The sequence below is a fragment of the Mesorhizobium sp. KACC 23794 genome (assembly GCF_052180275.1).
Classification (GTDB): Bacteria; Pseudomonadota; Alphaproteobacteria; order Rhizobiales; family Rhizobiaceae; genus Kumtagia.
On the sequence record NZ_CP197465.1, the window covers coordinates 3399698 to 3417929 of the forward strand.

At 64.2% G+C, this 18232-nt stretch carries 19 protein-coding genes; 11 read left to right on the forward strand and 8 right to left on the reverse strand.

Annotation, left to right across the window (positions count from 1 at the left end; translation table 11 throughout):
* Positions 1-46: 46 nt before the first annotated feature.
* Entirely contained in the window at positions 47-844 is a 798-nt protein-coding gene (locus ACSBOB_RS16585; RefSeq protein WP_442583477.1) for a DODA-type extradiol aromatic ring-opening family dioxygenase, read from the forward strand.
* A 57-nt stretch (positions 845-901) separates the two neighbouring features.
* The gene (locus ACSBOB_RS16590; RefSeq protein ID WP_442583478.1) at positions 902-1261 is read left to right on the forward strand and encodes a diacylglycerol kinase; all 360 of its coding nucleotides are present in this window, start codon (positions 902-904) and stop codon (positions 1259-1261) included.
* Positions 1262-1330: 69 nt separating this feature from the next.
* On the opposite strand, the gene ACSBOB_RS16595 is transcribed toward ACSBOB_RS16590, so the two are convergent.
* Positions 1331-1918: a DedA family protein gene (locus tag ACSBOB_RS16595; protein WP_442583479.1), complete on the reverse strand. Its 588-nt coding sequence runs from the start codon at positions 1916-1918 to the stop codon at positions 1331-1333.
* The gene (locus ACSBOB_RS16600) at positions 1915-2478 is read right to left on the reverse strand and encodes a DUF1003 domain-containing protein (protein WP_442583480.1); all 564 of its coding nucleotides are present in this window, start codon (positions 2476-2478) and stop codon (positions 1915-1917) included. The genes ACSBOB_RS16595 and ACSBOB_RS16600 overlap by 4 nt, the downstream gene beginning before the upstream one ends.
* 91 nt (positions 2479-2569) lie before the next feature.
* Between ACSBOB_RS16600 and ACSBOB_RS16605 the strand changes: the two genes are divergently transcribed.
* A complete protein-coding gene (locus tag ACSBOB_RS16605) occupies positions 2570-3283 on the forward strand; it encodes a DNA-3-methyladenine glycosylase I (RefSeq protein WP_442583481.1) in 714 nt (237 codons plus the stop codon).
* A 9-nt stretch (positions 3284-3292) separates the two neighbouring features.
* Here ACSBOB_RS16605 and ACSBOB_RS16610 read toward each other — a convergent pair whose 3' ends face one another.
* Positions 3293-4510 carry an MFS transporter gene (locus ACSBOB_RS16610; protein WP_442583482.1) on the reverse strand — a complete coding sequence of 406 codons (1218 nt, stop codon included), beginning with the start codon at positions 4508-4510 and terminating at the stop codon, positions 3293-3295.
* 137 nt (positions 4511-4647) lie between these two features.
* On the opposite strand from ACSBOB_RS16610, the gene ACSBOB_RS16615 reads away from it, so the two are divergent.
* From ACSBOB_RS16615 to ACSBOB_RS16625, 3 genes are read left to right on the forward strand one after another with little or no spacing between them, the layout of a single operon-like run.
* Entirely contained in the window at positions 4648-4962 is a 315-nt protein-coding gene (locus tag ACSBOB_RS16615) for an ArsR/SmtB family transcription factor (protein WP_442583483.1), read from the forward strand.
* Complete coding sequence (locus ACSBOB_RS16620) at positions 4959-5330, forward strand: SRPBCC family protein (RefSeq protein WP_442583484.1); 372 nt, start codon at positions 4959-4961, stop codon at positions 5328-5330. Before ACSBOB_RS16615 ends, ACSBOB_RS16620 begins: the two co-directional genes overlap by 4 nt.
* A gap of 38 nt (positions 5331-5368) precedes the next feature.
* Positions 5369-5977, forward strand: coding sequence for an ATP-dependent Clp protease proteolytic subunit (locus tag ACSBOB_RS16625; RefSeq protein ID WP_442583485.1), 609 nt, complete (start codon positions 5369-5371; stop codon positions 5975-5977).
* Between the two features lie 124 nt (positions 5978-6101).
* Here ACSBOB_RS16625 and ACSBOB_RS16630 read toward each other — a convergent pair whose 3' ends face one another.
* Complete coding sequence (locus tag ACSBOB_RS16630) at positions 6102-7601, reverse strand: calcium-binding protein (RefSeq protein ID WP_442583486.1); 1500 nt, start codon at positions 7599-7601, stop codon at positions 6102-6104.
* A 637-nt stretch (positions 7602-8238) separates the two neighbouring features.
* Between ACSBOB_RS16630 and ACSBOB_RS16635 the strand changes: the two genes are divergently transcribed.
* Positions 8239-9405: a low temperature requirement protein A gene (locus ACSBOB_RS16635; RefSeq protein ID WP_442583487.1), complete on the forward strand. Its 1167-nt coding sequence runs from the start codon at positions 8239-8241 to the stop codon at positions 9403-9405.
* Positions 9406-9503: 98 nt separating this feature from the next.
* Here the strand turns inward: ACSBOB_RS16635 and ACSBOB_RS16640 are convergent, their stop codons facing one another.
* Positions 9504-9896, reverse strand: coding sequence for a GNAT family N-acetyltransferase (locus ACSBOB_RS16640; RefSeq protein ID WP_442583488.1), 393 nt, complete (start codon positions 9894-9896; stop codon positions 9504-9506).
* A 17-nt stretch (positions 9897-9913) separates the two neighbouring features.
* Positions 9914-11614, reverse strand: coding sequence for an NAD+ synthase (locus ACSBOB_RS16645; protein ID WP_442583489.1), 1701 nt, complete (start codon positions 11612-11614; stop codon positions 9914-9916).
* A 182-nt stretch (positions 11615-11796) separates the two neighbouring features.
* Between ACSBOB_RS16645 and gltX the strand changes: the two genes are divergently transcribed.
* The gene (gltX, locus tag ACSBOB_RS16650; protein ID WP_442583490.1) at positions 11797-13173 is read left to right on the forward strand and encodes a glutamate--tRNA ligase; all 1377 of its coding nucleotides are present in this window, start codon (positions 11797-11799) and stop codon (positions 13171-13173) included.
* On the opposite strand, the gene ACSBOB_RS16655 is transcribed toward gltX, so the two are convergent.
* A complete protein-coding gene (locus tag ACSBOB_RS16655; RefSeq protein ID WP_442583491.1) occupies positions 13091-14350 on the reverse strand; it encodes a DUF2865 domain-containing protein in 1260 nt (419 codons plus the stop codon). The genes gltX and ACSBOB_RS16655 overlap by 83 nt on opposite strands.
* A gap of 149 nt (positions 14351-14499) precedes the next feature.
* On the opposite strand from ACSBOB_RS16655, the gene ACSBOB_RS16660 reads away from it, so the two are divergent.
* The gene (locus ACSBOB_RS16660; RefSeq protein ID WP_442583492.1) at positions 14500-15213 is read left to right on the forward strand and encodes a VWA domain-containing protein; all 714 of its coding nucleotides are present in this window, start codon (positions 14500-14502) and stop codon (positions 15211-15213) included.
* Positions 15210-15908 carry a DnaJ domain-containing protein gene (locus ACSBOB_RS16665; RefSeq protein ID WP_442583493.1) on the forward strand — a complete coding sequence of 233 codons (699 nt, stop codon included), beginning with the start codon at positions 15210-15212 and terminating at the stop codon, positions 15906-15908. Before ACSBOB_RS16660 ends, ACSBOB_RS16665 begins: the two co-directional genes overlap by 4 nt.
* A 92-nt stretch (positions 15909-16000) precedes the next feature.
* On the opposite strand, the gene ACSBOB_RS16670 is transcribed toward ACSBOB_RS16665, so the two are convergent.
* Complete coding sequence (locus ACSBOB_RS16670) at positions 16001-17401, reverse strand: SPOR domain-containing protein (protein WP_442583494.1); 1401 nt, start codon at positions 17399-17401, stop codon at positions 16001-16003.
* A 275-nt stretch (positions 17402-17676) separates the two neighbouring features.
* Between ACSBOB_RS16670 and ACSBOB_RS16675 the strand changes: the two genes are divergently transcribed.
* Positions 17677-18006, forward strand: coding sequence for a phasin family protein (locus ACSBOB_RS16675; RefSeq protein WP_442583495.1), 330 nt, complete (start codon positions 17677-17679; stop codon positions 18004-18006).
* Positions 18007-18232 lie beyond the last annotated feature (226 nt).

An 18232-nucleotide genomic window follows, 5' to 3' on the forward strand; every position in this document is an offset into this window, starting at 1 on the left:
CGACCGCGGCCTATCCGGTCTAGAACAGAATCAGGAGGCCGTGCTCATGACCACTTTGCCGTCACTTTTCATCTCGCATGGCGGGCCGAACATCGTCTTGTCCGACACACCGGCGCGCCATTATCTCGAAGGGCTGTCTTCGCTGCTGCCACGGCCGAAGGCGATCGTCATTTCGTCGGCGCATTTCGAGACCGACGGCGTTGCGGTCGTCACCGATGCCGCGCCCGAGATGATCTATGATTTCCGCGGCTTCGCGCCCGAGCTTTACCAGATGGTGTATCCGGCGCCGGGCGATACCACGCTGGCTGAACGCGTGTTCGGTCTTCTCGGCGAGGCCGGATTGTCGCCCAGCCGCGCCCAGAAGCGCGGCTACGACCATGGCACCTGGACGCCGCTTAAGCTCGCCTATCCCGATGCGGATATTCCCATCGTGCAGGTCTCTATCGACCCGACGCGCGACGCCGCCTGGCATCATGCGGTCGGCCGGGCACTGGCGCCGCTGCGCGGCGAGGATATCCTGGTGATCGGCTCGGGCCACATCACCCATAATCTGCGGGCCTTCTTTTCGGTGATGCGCCAAGGCGCTGAGCCCGACCCCGCGCTGCCCGGCAAGGTCAAGGCGTTTACCGACTGGTTCGCGGATGAACTGTCGAAAGGCAATACCGAAGCGCTGCTCGACTGGAAACAGCGCGCCCCGTTTCCGGCGGACAACCACCCGACCGACGAACACCTGATGCCGATCTTCTTCGCCTATGGCGCGGGGGGCGACGGGGCTCGCGGCCGGCGGGTCCACGATTCCGCTGATCACGGCTTCTTCGCCAACGATTCCTACCTGTTCCAGTAAGCGCCGCTTTTCGCTAAGAGCCTCGTCGAAACAATCGGCAGGGCAGGTCTTTCGGTTATGGAACGTATCATCAGCGCTTTCTGGAATTCGATGCGGGCGCTGCGCAGGCTGACGCTCACCGAGAAGGCATTCCAGCAGGAGCTTGGCCTGCTGGTCGTGTCGATCCCGGTCGGCTGGTTCGTTGCGACGACATGGACGAGTTACGCCATGCTGATCGGCGCTATCCTCGTGCTGATCATGGTCGAGGTGCTCAACACCGGCATCGAGGCCGCCTGCGACGCCTTTTCGCGCGAGTTCAATGTCGAGATCCAGCTTGCCAAGGATTGCGGCTCGCTGGCCGTGCTGATCGCCATCATGCTCGCCGTCGGCGTCTGGGGTTTTACGCTCGCCGAGCGCATCACAGGAATGCCGGTTTGATCGGCCGATGCCGGTGAGCGATCCCGCCAAAGGGCTGGAAAGCCGCGCCGGTCTACCGCGGCGACATTCCTAGGCGTTTCGTCTTTCCTGCCTTCGCAGCACCCAGCGTGCGGCGAAATGCCCGAACACCAGCACCGCGATACCGATCGCCAGCGCAATCAGCAGCCGATGGTGTTTCCGGATCGTCTCGCCCAGCAGGGCTTCCGCGCCGAGCCCGAAGAAATAACCCATGCCGCCGAAGATCGCCGCCCACAGCAGCGACGACAGCATGTTGATGGCGACGAAGCGGCCGAAGGGGATCTCCGAAAGTCCTGCCGCGACCCCGCCGAACAGCCGCATGCCGTAGATGTAGCGGTTGACGAAGATGAACAGATTGGGATGGTTCCGAAGGAAATCGTGGGCATGGCTGAAGCCCGGCTTGGCGATCAGCTGGCGCACGATTGCGTGGCCGGCGAACCGCCGGCCCATCAGGAAGAAGAACGTGTCGCCGCCGAAGGCGCCGAGGAACGTCGCCAGATAGGCTTGCCAAGGCACGAACACTGACTGGTGGGCGAAGAAGCCGGCGAGGATCGCGGCGGTCTCGCCCTCGAACAGGCAACCGGCAAAAACGGCGATCAGGCCGTAACGCTCGATGAGGAGGTGGATCGTGTCGCTCATGCCGGGCGGCCAGTCTCGGGGAGGCGGCTCTCGATCCGTTCCAGTACGGCGCGCAGCGTGGCCATCTCCTCGCGCATGACCAGAATGTCCTGGTGCCTGATGTCGTCGAATTTTTCGTGCAGCGCCATGATCTCGATTTCGGCCTTCAAATTCACCTCATAGTCATGCGCGGCGTCGATGCGGTCGCGTTCGCTCTGCCGGTTCTGCGACATCATGATCACCGGTGCCTGCAGCGCCGCGATCATCGACAGCACCAGATTGAGGAAGATGAAAGGGTAGGGATCAAACGCCTCGACCGACAGCAGGACGGTGTTGCCGATCGTCCATATGGCCAGGAAAACGAGGAAGGTGATGATGAAGCTCCACGAGCCGCCGACGCGGGCGATCGAGTCGGCGATCCTGTCGCCGGTCGACATGCCGTGCTCGTGGACGGCGTTGATGTCGCGCGATATCGTGCGGCGGTCGATGGCGCTCTGCAGCACGCCCTTCTCCGTCTCGCTCAGGCTTTCTGGTTTGCGCGTCAGCCAGCGCCTGGCGATCTCGGCGAGGGATTTCTGCATGGCACACTCCGTCGGACGGCGGCTGTATTCGGCTGGACAAGCGGGCTTGTATATAGGTTGTGACGCGGCGTCGTCATGGAGGATTAGCAGAATGGCGGATTTCGCGGCAATTCGCGCAAGGGCTGAAAAACGCAAGGGCGGGGCGGCGGTTCTCGAAAAGCTCTTGGGCGCCGTACCCGACAATCGCGACGTGGCGAAGGTGCCGGACGACCGCATCCTGTCGGCGATCGCCGAGCGCGTCTTCGCGGCCGGTTTCGTCTGGCGCGTCATCGAGCAGAAATGGCCGGGGTTCGAGGAGGCCTTCCTGCATTTCGAGCCGAAGCGGTTGCTTTTCCAGCCGGACGATTTCTGGCACGAACTGGCCTCAGACAGCCGCATCGTGCGCAACCCGCAGAAGATCCGCTCGGTCAAGGAGAACGCGGCCTTCGTCGAGCGCGTGTCGCGCGAGCATGGCGGCTTCGGAAAATTCGTGGCGGAATGGCCGGCCGACGACCAGGTCGGACTGATGGCGTTCTTCGGCAAGCATGGCAGCCGGCTGGGCGGCAACACCGGGCAATATCTCCTGCGCTGGATCGGCTGGGACGCCTTCGTCATCTCTTCGGACATGACGGCGGCGCTGCGCGACGCTGGGCTCGAGATTGCCGAAACCCCAACATCGAAGAAGGACCTCCAGAGGATTCAGGACCAGGTCAATGCCTGGGTTTCCGAGACCGGCCTGCCGCGAAAACACATTTCACGCATTCTCGCCATGTCGATCGGCGAAAACCGCTCGCCGGAGCAACTCGGCGAATATGCGGGCGAATGACCGGACCGCTCAGCCGGCGCAGGCTCGACCGCGCGCGATTGTCGAGGCCCGCCACAGCACCAGCGACGTCGCCAGGCAATAGACGCCCATCGCCACGATCTGCGCGGGATAGCTGACGCCGGCGTCGATCAGGGCGCCGCTCAAGCCCGGTCCGGCGGCGGAAGCCAGCACCGAGGCCGAGACGATCAGCGAGCGGATCGAGCCTAGATGTTTCAAACCGTAGATCTCCGGCCATACCGCGCCGAACAGGGTGGTCGACAGGCCGTTGGACATGCCGATCAGCGCCATGAAGGCGAAGGCGCTCCATTGCGCCTCGACGCCGCCGAGCACGAAGCAGGCGAGACCCAGCGGCAAGAGTACGAAGGGCAGCAGCCTTACGCCGGAATAGCGGTCGATCAACTGGCCGGAAACCAGCGTGAAGCCGGTGTTGATGGCCGCCATCAGCACGAAGGCCGAGGCGAAGACGCCAAGCGACCAGCCGCGCAGCTCGACCAGATAGACCTGGTGGAAGAACACCGTGGTGACGATGAAACTCGGCGCGGCGACGCCAAGCAGCGCCATGTAGAACACCGGGTCGCGGATCACTTCAGCGCGCGTCCAGTCGCGTGCTTCGACGATGCGCGGCGCGGGGTCGGTGCTGCGTGGCGTCCGGTTGACAGAGACCAGAGTCACCGCCGCCGGCAGCGCCACGATCAGCAGCAGTGCCGCGGCCACCAGCCAGCCGTTGCGCCAGCCGATCGCCGCGGCAAGCGCCACGAAGGCCATGGGAAATCCAGCGTCACCGGCATTGTGGCCGATGATGATGATGGACAGCGCTCGGCCGCGCTGAGCGGCGAACCAGCGGGCGATCGCCGTATAGGCGTTGTGGACCATCATGCCCTGGCCGAACAGGCGCAGCAGGTAGATGGCGGCTAGCAGCACCGCCACATGGTGAGAAAACGCCATCATGACCGCCGCCAGCGCCAGCATCGGCACGACGAACAGCGTCACCTGCCTTACGCTGTAGCGGTCGACGATGGTCCCCAGCCGCGGGAGCGTCAGCGCGCTGGCCAGCGTCGCCACCATGTAGATCGTGCCGAACTCGCCATGCGACAGGCCATACTCGGCGCGGATGTTGCCGGACGACAGCGAGATGAAGGTGGTCTGCCCTACGGTCGAGAAGAAGGTGAGCAAGAACCCGCCGGCAAGCCAGCGCGCATTGTCGCGGAGGAAGGCGAGGAAAACCATGAGTTTGCCGGAGAAGGGTCTCTTGCCCTGATAGGCTGCCCGCCCGCGGGATCATAGAAGCGATTTCGTCTGGACCAATCGACAGTCCCGCAGGCAGCCTCTTGTCATTGAGATAAGTATCTGCTTATCTGTTCGCCATGAACGAGACGGATGTGTTTCGCGCGCTTTCCGATCCGACCCGCCGCGCCGTGTTCGAGCGGCTGGCGGCGGGCGAGAAGAACGCGACCGAACTGCGCGAAGGCTTTGGCGTGTCGCAACCTGCGATCTCGCAGCATCTGGCCGTGCTGCGCGGCGCCGGGTTGATCCGCGAACGGCGCGAAGGACGGCATGTGAACTACAGCGTCGAGCCGCAGGGGCTGGAGCCGCTGCTGGGCTGGATCGAACGCCACCGCGCCTTCTGGCCGGCGCGCGTCGACCGGCTGAAGGACCTGCTCAAGGAGATGGACCAATGAGCGAAAGCAGTGTCGGCAAGGATGGCGAGATTGTCGTCGAATGCGGCCTCGACGCGCCCGCCGAACGGGTCTGGCGGGCGCTGTCCGTCCCGGAACTTGCCGCCGACTGGCTGGGCGCCATGCCTGCCGGCAGCAGGAATAGTGAAGATGACTCGGCCACCAGCTTCGAGATCGTCGACGCAACACCCTTTTCGCGGCTGACCTATCGCTGGCGCGGCGGCTCGCCGGATTCGCCGGGTGACAGTTTCGTCACCGTCGAGATCGCGCCGCGCGGCCCGCAAAACACCTGGTTCCGGCTGACGCATCGCCCGCCGGCCATGCGGCCCGCCGCCGCCAACGGCAACAGGCCGATGGCGCTCGCCGCCTAGCAGCAGACATCCAACCATACCCAACGGAGGATCGCGCCATGAGCGCCACGATGCAACTCGTCCCCATGGTCGTCGAACAGTCGCCGCGCGGCGAGCGGTCGTTCGACATTTTTTCGCGGCTGCTGCGCGAGCGGATCATCTTTCTCAACGGCGTGGTCGACGACAATTCGTCGGCGCTGATCTGCGCGCAGATGCTGTTCCTGGAGGCCGAGGACCCGAAGAAGGAAATTTCCTTCTACATCAACTCGCCGGGCGGCGTGGTGACCAGCGGCTTCGCCATCTACGATACGATGCAGTTCATCAAATGCCCGGTGGCGACGCTGTGCATGGGCACCGCGCGCTCCATGGGCTCGTTCCTGCTGATGGCCGGAGAGCCCGGCCGCCGCGTCGCGCTGCCCAACGCCAGCGTCCTGGTGCATCAGCCGCTAGGCGGCTTCCAGGGCCAGGCCTCCGACATCGAGCGCCATGCGGCTGACATCATGAAAGTGAAGCGCCACATGACCAGCCTTTACGCAAAACACTGCGGCCGTACCGTCGAGGAAGTGGAGCGCACGCTCGATCGCGATTTCTTCATGACGGCGGAAGAGGCGAAGGCGTGGGGGATCGTCGACGAGGTGAGGGGGAGCAGGCCGGCCGCGGAGGGTTAATCCAGGCATAAGCCTTCGACGCTCCAGGTTCCGGCCGGGCTGCCAGATGCAAAGGGAGCCCGTTTCGGGGCTCCCTGCATGCTCTCGTCGAAAGCATTCGCGCTCTGTCGAAATCGCTTTGCGGTCAGACGACGACGAAATCCGCATTGGTCATCGCAAGACCGACACCGACCGTCGCGAATTGCGCCTGCGCAGCCGCGCCGGTGCCGTCCGCATCGTAGAAGAGCGCGCCGGTTGCCGCGTTGTAGATCACTCGGTCCGTGGCGTCCAAGGCTGCCGCACCAATCCGGAAGGCGGCGGCCGCGAGCACGCCTGCGGGCAGGGCCGTGAAGACCGCGTTCTCCAACTGGATTGTGTCGGTGAGCGGGGCGAAGTCAGTTATAGTGTCGACGTTACCGGCCCCCAGCGCGGTATCGAAGAGAACCGTGTCGATGCCGGTCCCGGTCGCAATGGTGTCGTTGCCAGTACTCCCGCTGTGGAAGTCGTTTTCGGTGCCGCCGCTGAGTAGGTCGTTACCGACGCCGCCGAAAAGGCTGTCGTTGCCGCCCTGGCCGAAGAGGCTGTCGTTGCCATCCGCGCCGCTCAGCGTGTTGTTGGCGGCGTTGCCAATTATGACATTATTGAGCGCATTTCCGAAGCCGCTGATGGCGGCCGCTCCGGTCAATGTAAGATTCTCAACGTCGAAACGTCCGGCGACGTTCAGGCTCAAGGTGATCGAACTTTGGATCGTGTCTGTTCCGGCGGCTGCCGCTTCGGTAACGACGTCGCCGGCATTGTCGACGACATAGGTGTCGTTTCCAGCGCCGCCGGTCATCGTGTCAGTGCCAGTTCCGCCGTTGAGCAAATCGTTGCCGTCACCGCCGAACAGGTTGTCGTTGCCGCCTTGGCCGAACAGCCTGTCGATTCCGGCGAGCCCGCTCAGCGTGTTGTTCGACGCGTTGCCGTTGATGATGTTGTTCAGGGCATTGCCGATGCCGGTGATCGCGGTGCCGGTCAAGGTAAGGTTCTCGACCTGCAGCCGATCCGGATCGCTCAGGCTCAGGCTTATGGAACTCTGAACGGTATCAGTACCCCCGGCGGCCAGTTCAGAGAGTTCGTCGCCGACATTGTCGAATACATAGGTGTCGTTTCCGGTGCCGCCGGTCATCTTGTCGGCGCCGAGCCCACCATTGAGGAAGTCATTGCCGTCGCCGCCGAACAAATTGTCGTTGCCGGCCTGGCCGAAGAGGCTGTCGTTTCCAGCGAGACCGCTCAGCGAATTGTTCGACGCGTTGCCACTGATGATATTGTTAAGGGCGTTGCCGATGCCGGTGATCGCAGTTCCGGTCAGCGTCAGGTTTTCGACATCGAATCTGCCTGCCACGCTAAGGCTGATGCTGATCGAGCTCAGGATGGTGTCGATACCCTCGTTGACATTCTCCGCGATTCTATCGCCGACATTGTCGACGACGTAGAGATCGTTGCCGAGGCCGCCGATCATGGTGTCGGCGCCGAGCCCACCATCGAGGGTGTCATTGCCGTTGAGCGCGACGATGATGTCGTCGCCCCCCAGGCCACTAATGGTGTCGGCCAAATTGGTGCCGAACAGAACGTTGGCGAGATTGTCGCCATTGATAATAGCCATAAATACCTCCTTGAGCTGACGCAGTCATCAGCGAGGCTCAGCCGAACGGAATCGTTGCCGCGGCGGAATTTCAGGCCCGCTGTGGCCGCTGTGCATTTGAGTATCACGACCGGACTACTGCCGGTTCTTGGGACCAAACGAGGTCAACATCAGAGGGGATATGCGCGAGAAACGCGTGCCCTCACGCAAGCCTGAAAATCGCTTGCCTACGGAGACATTACCATAAAAGCTGTCAATGGAGAAATCAAATCGGATTAACCTTCAGGATATTATCAACTTAATGTCTCTTAGGCGCGGAATACCAATAAGGTCGAATTGATCTTTTGGGAAATAAAAAATCTTAGGCGTCTATTATATATTTTTGTAGTTGGAAGATAAGGACGAATAAATTGACCCTACCGGGCAGGATTGCCAAGCGACCGATGGCGGTAACGATTTAATCTTTGATCTGCGTCAGTTAGGATTGCAGGTCGGGTCGGGACGGTTTCCGCAATTTTCAGAACTGCTGCCTTTGTGCGCCTGATGCCATTTGCGAGCTTCGGCATCGTGCCTGGTGGGATGATTTGCTGGACGCATTGCCGCCTCGCATCCTTGACGCTACCAATCCGACTAACTGGGCAGGTCGGAGAAGGGCGCGATGACGGCAGGGCATACGGGTTCGCATGGGATGATCAGGCGCCTGGTGGCGCGCGACCCGGCTGAGCATCACCGCGCGGCGACGCCGCTGGAACTGCTCTACGACCTCGTGCTGGTCATCGCGGTAGCGGCTGCCGCCGCCGGGCTGCACCACGCCGTCAACGAAAACCATGTCGGCCAGGGCGTGGTCATCTATCTGTTTGTCTTCTGGGCGTTGTGGTGGCCCTGGGTGAATTTCACCTGGTTCGCCTCGGCCTATGACAATGACGACGTGATCTACCGCTGCCTGGTCTTCGTGCAGATGGTCGGCGCGCTCATGACGGCGGTCGGCGTCAAGGATTTCTCGGAGGGCGCGCTCACGCCCCTGCCGCTCGCCGGCTACATCGTCATGCGGTTCAGCATGATCGTGCTGTGGCTGCGGGCGGCGCGCGCCAATCCGGACGGCGCGTCCTGCGCCTACCGCTACGCGCTGGGCATCGCGGTCTGCCAGGTCGCCTGGCTGGCCGTCTTCACGCTGGTGCCGAGGGACTATTTCATCCTGGCCGGCCTGCCGGTGATGCTTGCCGAGATGGCGGTGCCCGCCTTTGCCGAAGCGCGCGTGCCGACGCCCTGGCATCGCCATCACATCATCGAGCGCTACGGCCTCCTGACCATCATCGTCTTCGGCGAATCGCTGGTCTCGGCGGCGGCGGCGATTTCCGCCATCGACGGAGAGGCCTTCGCCAACCCGGCCGTCTGGTCCGTGCTGGTCGGTTCCTTCCTCATCCTGTTCACGATGTGGTGGATCTATTTCGGCGAACATTACCACTCGGCGCTCGACACGCTGCGCGGCGCTTTCCTCTGGGGCTATTCGCATTATTTCATCTTCGCGTCGGCCGCCGCCGTGGGTGCCGGCATAGCGATTGCCGTCGACCAGGCGACGCATCATTCCGAGATCTCGGCTGCCGTCGCCAGCGCGTCGGTGACAATACCGGCGGCGGTCTACCTGCTGTCGGTCTGGTTCGCTCATGACCGGCGCTCGCGCCGGGGCGGCTTTCGCAGCTTCCAGTTGCCGGTCTTCGCGGTGCTGGTGCTGCTGACGCCGTTAGCCGGCTTCGGGGTGCTGCTGGCCGGCCTGCTGCTGACGCTCTGTCTCGCACTGCGCATAAGGCAGGATGCGGCGGACTGATTGAGGGGCATCGCCGTTCCGCTGCGACGACGGTGCGCCGGTTGCTCCCGGCCGGAGTGCCTTGGTCCACGGCTGGGCGTCGGGTCGCCCGACGCTGCTCAGCGATCGAGCCGCATCTCGTTGCCGTCGGTGATGGGGCGGAAACCGAACTGCGCATAGAGCTTGTGCGCGTCGGACGTGTTCAGCATCCAGGTCGAGACCGAACTGAATTCGGGATGGTCCAGCAGCGCCCGCAGCAGCGCCTTGCCGACGCCCTTGCCGCGATGCTCCGGCCAGACGATCACATCGGAGATCCGTGCGAACACGGCGCGGTCGCCCGAGGCGCGGGCGAACCCCACCTGCTGCCCGTCGATCAGCGCCACGGCGCAAACGGAATTGGCAAAGGCGCGCCGGTTGACTTCGTCGGTGCGCTCGCCTCCCCAGTAGGTAGCCTTCAGCAACGCCGAGGTCGCGGCAAAATCCAGCTGGGCAGGATCGTGCGTGATTTCCATGGTGCTTTCAGCCGCGGTCAGTTCCGGTCCCGGAACTTGTTGGTGATGGGATAGCGGCGGTCGCGGCCGAAGTTCTTGCGGGTGATCTTCACGCCCGGCGCTGCCTGCCGGCGCTTGTATTCGGCGATGTAGAGCAGGTGCTCGACGCGCGTCACCGTGGCGCGGTCGTGTCCGCGGGCAACGATCTCCTCGACGCCCATCTCGTTCTCGACCAGGCATTCGAGGATGTCGTCGAGCACGGGGTAGGGCGGCAGCGAATCCTGATCGGTCTGGTTCTCGCGCAGTTCCGCCGAGGGCGCCTTGTCGATGATGTTCTGCGGGATCACCTCGCCGGAAGGGCCGAGCGCGCCGGGCGGCACGGTCGTATTGCGCCAGGCCGACAGCGCGTAGACCTGCATCTTGTACAGGTCCTTGATCGGGTTGAAGCCGCCGTTCATGTCGCCATAGAGCGTGGCGTAACCCACCGACATTTCCGACTTGTTGCCGGTGGTCACCACCATAGAGCCGAACTTGTTGGAGATCGCCATCAGGATGGTGCCGCGCGCCCGGCTCTGCAGGTTCTCCTCGGTGATGCCTTCCTTCGTGCCCTCGAACAGTTGAGTCAGTGCGTGCAGAAAACCTTCGACCGGCTCGAAGATCGGCACGATGTCGTAGCGGCAGCCGAGCATGCGGGCGCAGTCCTCGGCGTCTTTCAGCGAGTCATTCGACGTGTAGCGATAGGGCATCATCACGCAGCGCACGCGTTCCTCGCCAAGCGCATCGACGGCGAGCGCGGCGCAGATCGCCGAATCGATGCCGCCCGACAGGCCGAGAACGACGTTCTTGAAGCCGTTCTTGTTGACGTAGTCGCGCAGGCCCAGCATGCAGGCGCGGTAGTCGGCCTCCTGCTTTTCCGGGATCTTCGACATCGGCCCGTCGACGCAGGCCCAGACGCCGTGGTCCGATCCTTCCGCCGCTTGCCGCTTCCAGGTCGATATGGCGACGAACTCCTCTAACTGGCTCATCTGGAAGGCCAGCGAATGGTCGGCGTTGATGGCGAAGGAGGCCCCGTCGAAGATCAATTCGTCCTGCCCGCCAAGCTGGTTGGCGTAGAGCATCGGCAGGCCGGTCTCGATCACCTGCTTGAGGACGATCTGGTGGCGCACGTCGACTTTTGCGCGGTAGTAGGGTGAGCCGTTGGGCACCAGCAGGATTTCTGCGCCCGATTCGGCCAGCGTCTCGCAGACGCCGAGTTCGCCCCAAATATCCTCGCAGATCGGGATGCCGAGGCGCACGCCGCGGAAATTCACCGGTCCCGGCATATGCGGACCGGCCTGGAACACGCGTTTCTCGTCGAATTCGCCATAGTTCGGCAGGTCGAGCTTGTAGCGTTCGGCGATGATCTTTCCGCCATCGGCGACGATGATCGAGTTGTGGGTGCCGCTCTTGCGCTTCAGCGGGGTGCCGACGATCACGCCCGGGCCACCGTCGGCCGTGTCGGCGGCGAAGTCGTTGGCCGCCTTTTCGCAGGCGGCCAGGAAGGCCGGCTTCAGGACAAGATCCTCCGGCGGATAGCCGGCAAGGAACAGTTCCGTGTAGAGCACGAGGTCCGCGCCCTGGCGGGCGGCGTCGGCGCGCGCCTCGCGTGCCTTGGCGAGATTGCCGGCGACGTCGCCGACGATCGGGTTCAACTGGGCGACGGCGATGCGCAGGACATCGGGGGCGGGCTCGGTGCTCATGCCAGCGGATGTAGCGTGGCGGCGCGCAGCGTGCAACGCGAAGCCGGGGCGGGGAGTGCGTCAGGTTGCGCTTGCTTTTGATCCAGCCGAAGATATGCCGGGCGGGAGGATCGGTTGTGCACCATGCCGTCTGCGACCACGCGGAACTTGAAATGGCCCGTTTCTTCCGTTAACCCGCCGCCATGACCGTTACCGTTCGTTTCGCCCCGTCACCGACGGGAAACATCCATATCGGCAACGCTCGCACGGCGCTGTTCAACTGGCTGTTCGCGCTGAAGCACAAGGGCCGTTTCATCCAGCGCTTCGACGACACCGACGTCGCCCGCTCGAAGCAGGAATATGCCAACGCCATCCTCTACGACCTGCATTGGCTGGGCATCTATCCCGATGCCACCGACTACCAGTCGCGCCGCTTCGAGCATTACGATGAGGCGGTGGAGCGGCTGAAAGCGGCAGGCCTACTTTATCCCTGCTACGAGACGGCGGAAGAGCTTGAGCTGCGTCGGAAAGTGCGGCTGTCGCGAAAGCTGCCGCCGGTCTACGGGCGCGAGGCGCTGGCGCTGACCTCGGCCGAGATGGCGGCCTTCGAATCGGAAGGCCGGAAAGCGCATTGGCGCTTCCTGCTGCCCAATTATGAAGACGGCGATCCGGAAAAGACCGTGCGCACCGAGATCTCCTGGACCGACATCGTGCGCGGCGAAGAGACCGTCGACCTTGCTTCCCTCTCCGATCCGGTGCTGGTGCGCGAGGACGGCACCTATCTCTACACGCTGCCGTCGGTAGTCGACGACATCGAGATGGGAATCACCCACGTCATCCGCGGCGACGACCACGTCACCAACACCGGCGTGCAGATCGCGCTGTTCCACGCGCTTGGGGCCGAGCCGCCTGCCTTCGGCCACCACAATCTGCTCACGACGACCACGGGCGAGGGCTTGTCGAAGCGCACCGGCGCGTTGTCCATCGGCAGCCTGCGCGAGCAGGGCATCGAGCCGATGGCGGTCGCCTCGCTGGCCGTGCTGACCGGCACCTCGGAGAACATTTCGGCGGTGCCGACCATGACGGCGCTTGCCGAGCGTTTCGAACCGGATACGGCCTCCAAGTCGGCGGCAAAGTTCGACCCCGCCGATCTCGTCACGCTGAACCGCACGCTGCTGCAGCAGATGCCGTTCGCCGAGGCACGCGACCGGCTGGCCGTGCTCGGCGTGTCCGGCGACAAGGCCGAGCCGTTCTGGCTGGCGGTGCGCGGCAACATCGACACCGTGGCCACCGCAGTCTCGTGGTGGCGCGTTGTGCAGGACGGTCCGGCGACGACGCCGGAATTCTCGGACGAGGATCGCGACTTCCTGCGCTCCGCTTTCGACCTGCTGCCGGAAGAGCCATGGGATGGCGCGACCTGGAAGGCCTGGACGAAGACCGTGTTCCAGTCGACGGGCCGCAAGGGCAAGCCGCTGTTCGTGCCGCTCAGGCTGGCGCTTACCGGACTGGCGTCGGGTCCGGAGCTTGCGGAACTCCTGCCGCTTCTGGGTCGGGAAGGAACGCTGGCCCGACGACCCTGACTTTCCGCTCGACCGGCTGAACCGGCGCATCCGGCACGGCCGCAACGGGCGGGACTGCAGCAGGCGGCTTCGGTTCGGCGGCCTTTGGCAGCGGGATCGAGACGATGCTCGATTCCGGCACGTCCGGCGTTTTCATCTCGAAGGGCGGTACCGTCTCGTCAGGCTCCGGTACGCTCGCCACCGCCGGCGAGGCGGAAGGATCGGGCCGCGGCGAGGGCAGGGCCGGCCCTTCGGCGCTGCCGTCCTGCGCCGCGCCATCCATGCTGCCTTGCGGCGCCACCGGCTCGACCGGCCGGCTCATCACCGGCGGGGGCGGCGTGCCGGCGATCACCTTGAAATCCTTCTTGGGATTGCAACTGCAGCCCACCGGCTGCGGAACCGACGCCTGCTGGTGCAGGAAGGCGGTCGGCAAGTCGGAATAATGCCGGCCGGTCGCCGTCGACACCATGCCGGCCGGCTCGTCGACGCCGCTCGGGCCGAAGAACACCTGCATGTCGGTGCCGGGGCAGGAGGTCTCGCAATTCTTCTGGTCGCGGTCGAAATCGCCGACCGTCGAGGCATAGGAGATCGGGAAGAAATAGCCGTCGCAAGTACGCACGCACATGGTCTGGTAGGATTCGCCCGCCCGGGCCTGCGGCGCCTCGTCCGGCCCGCCTTCTTCCAGCATCAGTTCCAGCGGCGTCCTGGCGCGCCCGTCGTCATCAGGATCGGCCAGCGCCTCAAGCGGCTCATCCATTCTCGGGCGCTCCGCTACCGCCTCGTCGCGGCAGCCATTGGCTTCCAGCGCGGCCAGGACCTTGGCGCGCGAGCGCTTTCCGCCGCCACCGCCCGCCATCTTGCCGCGCTGGTCCTGCAGCGCGTCGAGGTTGCGCCCCATGCGGTCGATCGTGGCATTCAGCGCTGCGCATTGCCGCACGCTGCGGCCGAGCAGTGCGAAACCGCAGCCGGCGTCCTTTGCCTGTTCGCGGGCGATCGCGATCTGCTCGCGCTGCCGCGCAATCGCGTCGTCATATTTGCGGGCCCGCGCACCCCCGCCATCGCCCGCGCTTACCAGTTCGGCCTCAAGCTGCCGGCAGAGCCGTGTGCTCGCCCCGACCGGTTCGGCCATCGTGAGGACGAGCACGGCAAGCCACGCCAGCAAGGCGACACCGCCGAACCCGATCCGCAAACCTCTCATTCCGTCTCCCGGCCCGCCGCGCAGCCCGGCATTGCAGCGATTCTCGAATCTATCACCCGCCTGTCGGCGCCCGCAATGATGGGCGAAATTGCGCCTTACGGCCTGTCGCCAGCCTTGCAAGCCGCGCCGCGCCGACACATTTTGTCCGCATGGACAAGGACAACACAGGCTCCGGCAAGTCGCTCGACATTTCAGGCTCGCGCGAGATCGACGATTTCGTAAAGCTGGCCAGGACCGTGGCCGCCGCCAAGGGGCCTGAGACCGGCCGCCTGATTCTTGCGCTCGACGCCACGATGAGCCGGCAGCCGACCTGGGATCTCGCCTGCCGCCTGCAAGGCGAGATGTTCGATGCTGCCGGTAAGGCAGGCAGCCTGGCGGTGCAGCTCGCCTATTTCCGCGGCCTGGCCGAATGCCGCTCCTCCGCCTTCGTGCGCGATACCGGGGCGCTGAAAAGCCTGATGACGCGCATCGACTGCCGCGCCGGACATACTCAGATCGGGAAAATCCTGTCCCATACGCTCAAGGAGACGGCGCGCCGGAAGGTCGACGCGCTGGTCTATATTGGCGATGCCTTCGAGGAGGAGATCGATACGCTGGCCGAGCAGGCGGGCAAGCTCGGCCTGCGCGGCGTGCCGGTCTTCGTCTTCCAGGAGGGCGCCAACACCACAGCCGAATCCGCGTTCCGCGAGATCGCGCGGCTGTCGAAAGGCGCGTGGTTCCGCTTCGACCGGTCAGCCGCCGCCAAGCTTGCGAAGCTGCTGTCTTCGGTGGCAGTGTTCGCGGCCGGGGGCTTGAGGGCGCTGGAGGCGCGCAATTTGCCGGAGGACCGATTGCTGATCGAACATATGCGCGGCTCCAGATGACCTATGCGATCGGCGGCGTCGCCGTCCTGCTCGTCATCCTGCTGGTGCTGACCGCGTTCCTCAGACTGGACGCCGCAAATCTGGCGCGGGGCCTGCGTTCCTCCGGGCCATTGGTGCTCGGGCTGCTGGGGCTCGGCCTGGCACTGCTCGGCAGGGCAGGGGTCGGCGGCATGATGCTGTCGCTGGCGCTGGCCTGGTATGGCGCCTCGCGCATGGCGGGGCCTTCGCGCCCTAAGACGGCTGGCAAGCGCTCCAGTGTGCGCACGGCTGCGCTGGAGATGGAACTCGACCACGATACGGGCGGGCTGGAAGGGCTGGTGCTGGCCGGGCGGCATGAGCAGCGCATGCTCGGCACCATGTCGCTCAAGGAGCTTCGCGAACTCTACGAGGACCTCAAGGAGGACTGGGAGAGCCGGCAGCTACTTGAGACGTATCTTGATGGCCGGTTTCCCGTCTGGCGCGAACACGCGAAGGCGCAGGCTGGCGACGGGGAGCGAGTTGCGCCAGGAGCGGGCGCCATGACTAAGCAGGAGGCCTACAAGATCCTTGGTCTTGAAGCGGGGGCTTCCCCGGCGGATATCCGCAAGGCGCATCGCCGCCTGATGCAGCGCCTGCACCCCGACCTCGGGGGGACGTCGTTCCTCGCGGCGCGCATCAACGAAGCCAAGGATGTCCTTCTCGCCAATCACCACTAACTCTCCCGATACTCGGTACACATTCGGAACAGGTAAGAAACGCTAGGGCCAGGAATAGGAACTGGCGTTCACCAGCTGCGCTAGAACTGGCCCTAGTTCTGGACGGCGTAGCAGCCGACGTCCTTCTTCTTCAGCTGGCTGCAGGCCTTCCAGGCCGCGGCCTTGGTGTCAAAGCCCGCAAAGCGGACACGATGATAGGTGACGCCATCCTTGTCGAACGGCACGGTGTAGCCGGACGCCGACGCCAGCACCTGCGGCGCCTTGCGGGTGGCGGCTTTCAGCGCCTTGGTGGCTTCCGCCTTGCTCGGCGAGGAGGCGACCTGGATCACCCAGCCTGACGGCTCCACCGAAGCGGTCTTGACCGCATCGACCTCGACCGACGGGCGAGGAGCCGGCGCGGCATAGGCCTGCTCCATCGTGGCTTCGGTCGTGGTCTCCTTGGCAACAGCCTTGGCGGTTGGCTTGGCAACGGCCTTCGCCGTCGGGCGCGCCTCCTCGGTGCGCTCGACGAACGCCGCGACTTCCTCGTCCTGGTCGTCCGCCGGGCCGGTTTCGACCTGCGTGGGCTTCTTCTGCGGCAACATCGCTTTGGCGATGTCGAGAACCGTGCCGCTGTCGGCTTTGGCCACTAGCGGGCCGCCTTTGCGGCCGCTCGCCTTCGGCAAGTATTCCTCAAGCAGTTCGGCCATTTGGCGGTCGCGGCTTGCAGCGCTCTGGCCGCCCATCACGACGGCGACGACGCGGCGGTTGCCGTCGGAAACGGATGAGACAAGGTTGAAGCCGGACGCCCGCGTATAGCCCGTCTTGATGCCGTCTACGCCCTTGATCTTGCCAAGCAGCCGATTGTGGTTGGCGATGCGCTGCTTCCCGTAGGTGAAGGAGCGGACCGAGAAATAGGAATAGTATTGCGGAAAATGCTCGCGCAGCGCGATGCCCAGCGTCGCCATGTCATGCGCGGTGGTGAACTGGCCGGTGTTGGGCAGGCCGTGCGGATTGCGGAAGATCGTGCCTTCCATGCCGAGCGCGCGGGCCTTGGCCGTCATCATGCGGGCGAATCCGGCTTCCGAGCCGCCGATCAGTTCGGCAAGCGCCTCGGCGGAATCATTGGCCGAACGGGTGACCAGCGAATAGATCGCGGTCTCGACCGTCACGGACTTGCCGGCCTTCACGCCGAGCTTGGTCGGCGGCTGCGCGGCGGCTTGCGCCGAGAAGGTCACCGGCGTCGTCTTCTTGATCTTGCCGCGCTTCATTGCCTCGAAGGTCAAATAGAGCGTCATCATCTTGGTCAGCGAGGCGGGATAGCGCCGCGAATTGGCGTTGGCCGAGAACAGGGTCTTGCCGGTGTTGGCGTCGATGACGATCGCGGCATACCGCGAATCCGCCGCGGATGCGGCTATCGGCGTCAGACCGATCGCCGCGGCGATGATACCGGCTGCAATCGTTGCGGGGGAGCACAAGGCCTTGAAGAAACGGATCGCAGTCGCCTGACGCACTGTTGACACCCTTTGAGATCGTGGTTGCACGCGCGAGGCGGCAAAGGTTCCTGCCTCGAATCCTGAGAGTAGGCGCCGCGCGTTACCAATCCGTTTATGGTAACCAGATCGTTCAGAAATTCGCTCGGGCTTTAGCCCAGAATGATTCAAATCCGAGCCGTCTGGTGCGGCTCAAAGCCTTGTGAAGCAAGGCTGCCTTGACAATTTGTGCGTTGCACAATAAATAATCGTGCGGCGCATATAATTGCTCCGCCCACCCCGCACGAGGACTGTTCATGACCCCGATGTTTGAAGATGCCGGCGTGTACGGCAAGGAGTTCGTCGACAACGGCCTGAAGAGCTTCGCCTCCGTTTCGAAGGCAGCCCAGGCAATCGTCACCGAGGCCACCGACTACACCAAGAAATCCTACGAGACCGGCGCCGCCACCTTCGAGAAGCTGTTTTCGGCCAAGTCGCTGGAGACCGCCGTCGAGATCCAGACCGACTACGCCAAGAAGGCCTATGAGGGCTTCGTCGCCGAGTCGAGCAAGCTTTCCGGCCTCTACGCCGACATGGCGAAGGAAGCCTACAAGCCGTTCGAATCGCTCGTCGCCAAGGCCAAGTGACGACTTACCGTCAGTCATCGTTTCCGATCGCCGGTTCGCCGGCAGACCCGGTCGCGCCTCGCGGCCGGGTTTTTTGTTGCCCGCCGAGGCATCAATCGTCGGTGAACGGCCCGGCCAGGGACTCAACCATATTGTCTCCCCAATAGAAGGGCTTAAAATCGCCACGCAGCGACCTACATGTGACGGGCGGGAGCAAAGCCCGCGGAAGGAAAGGACCTGTGAGACA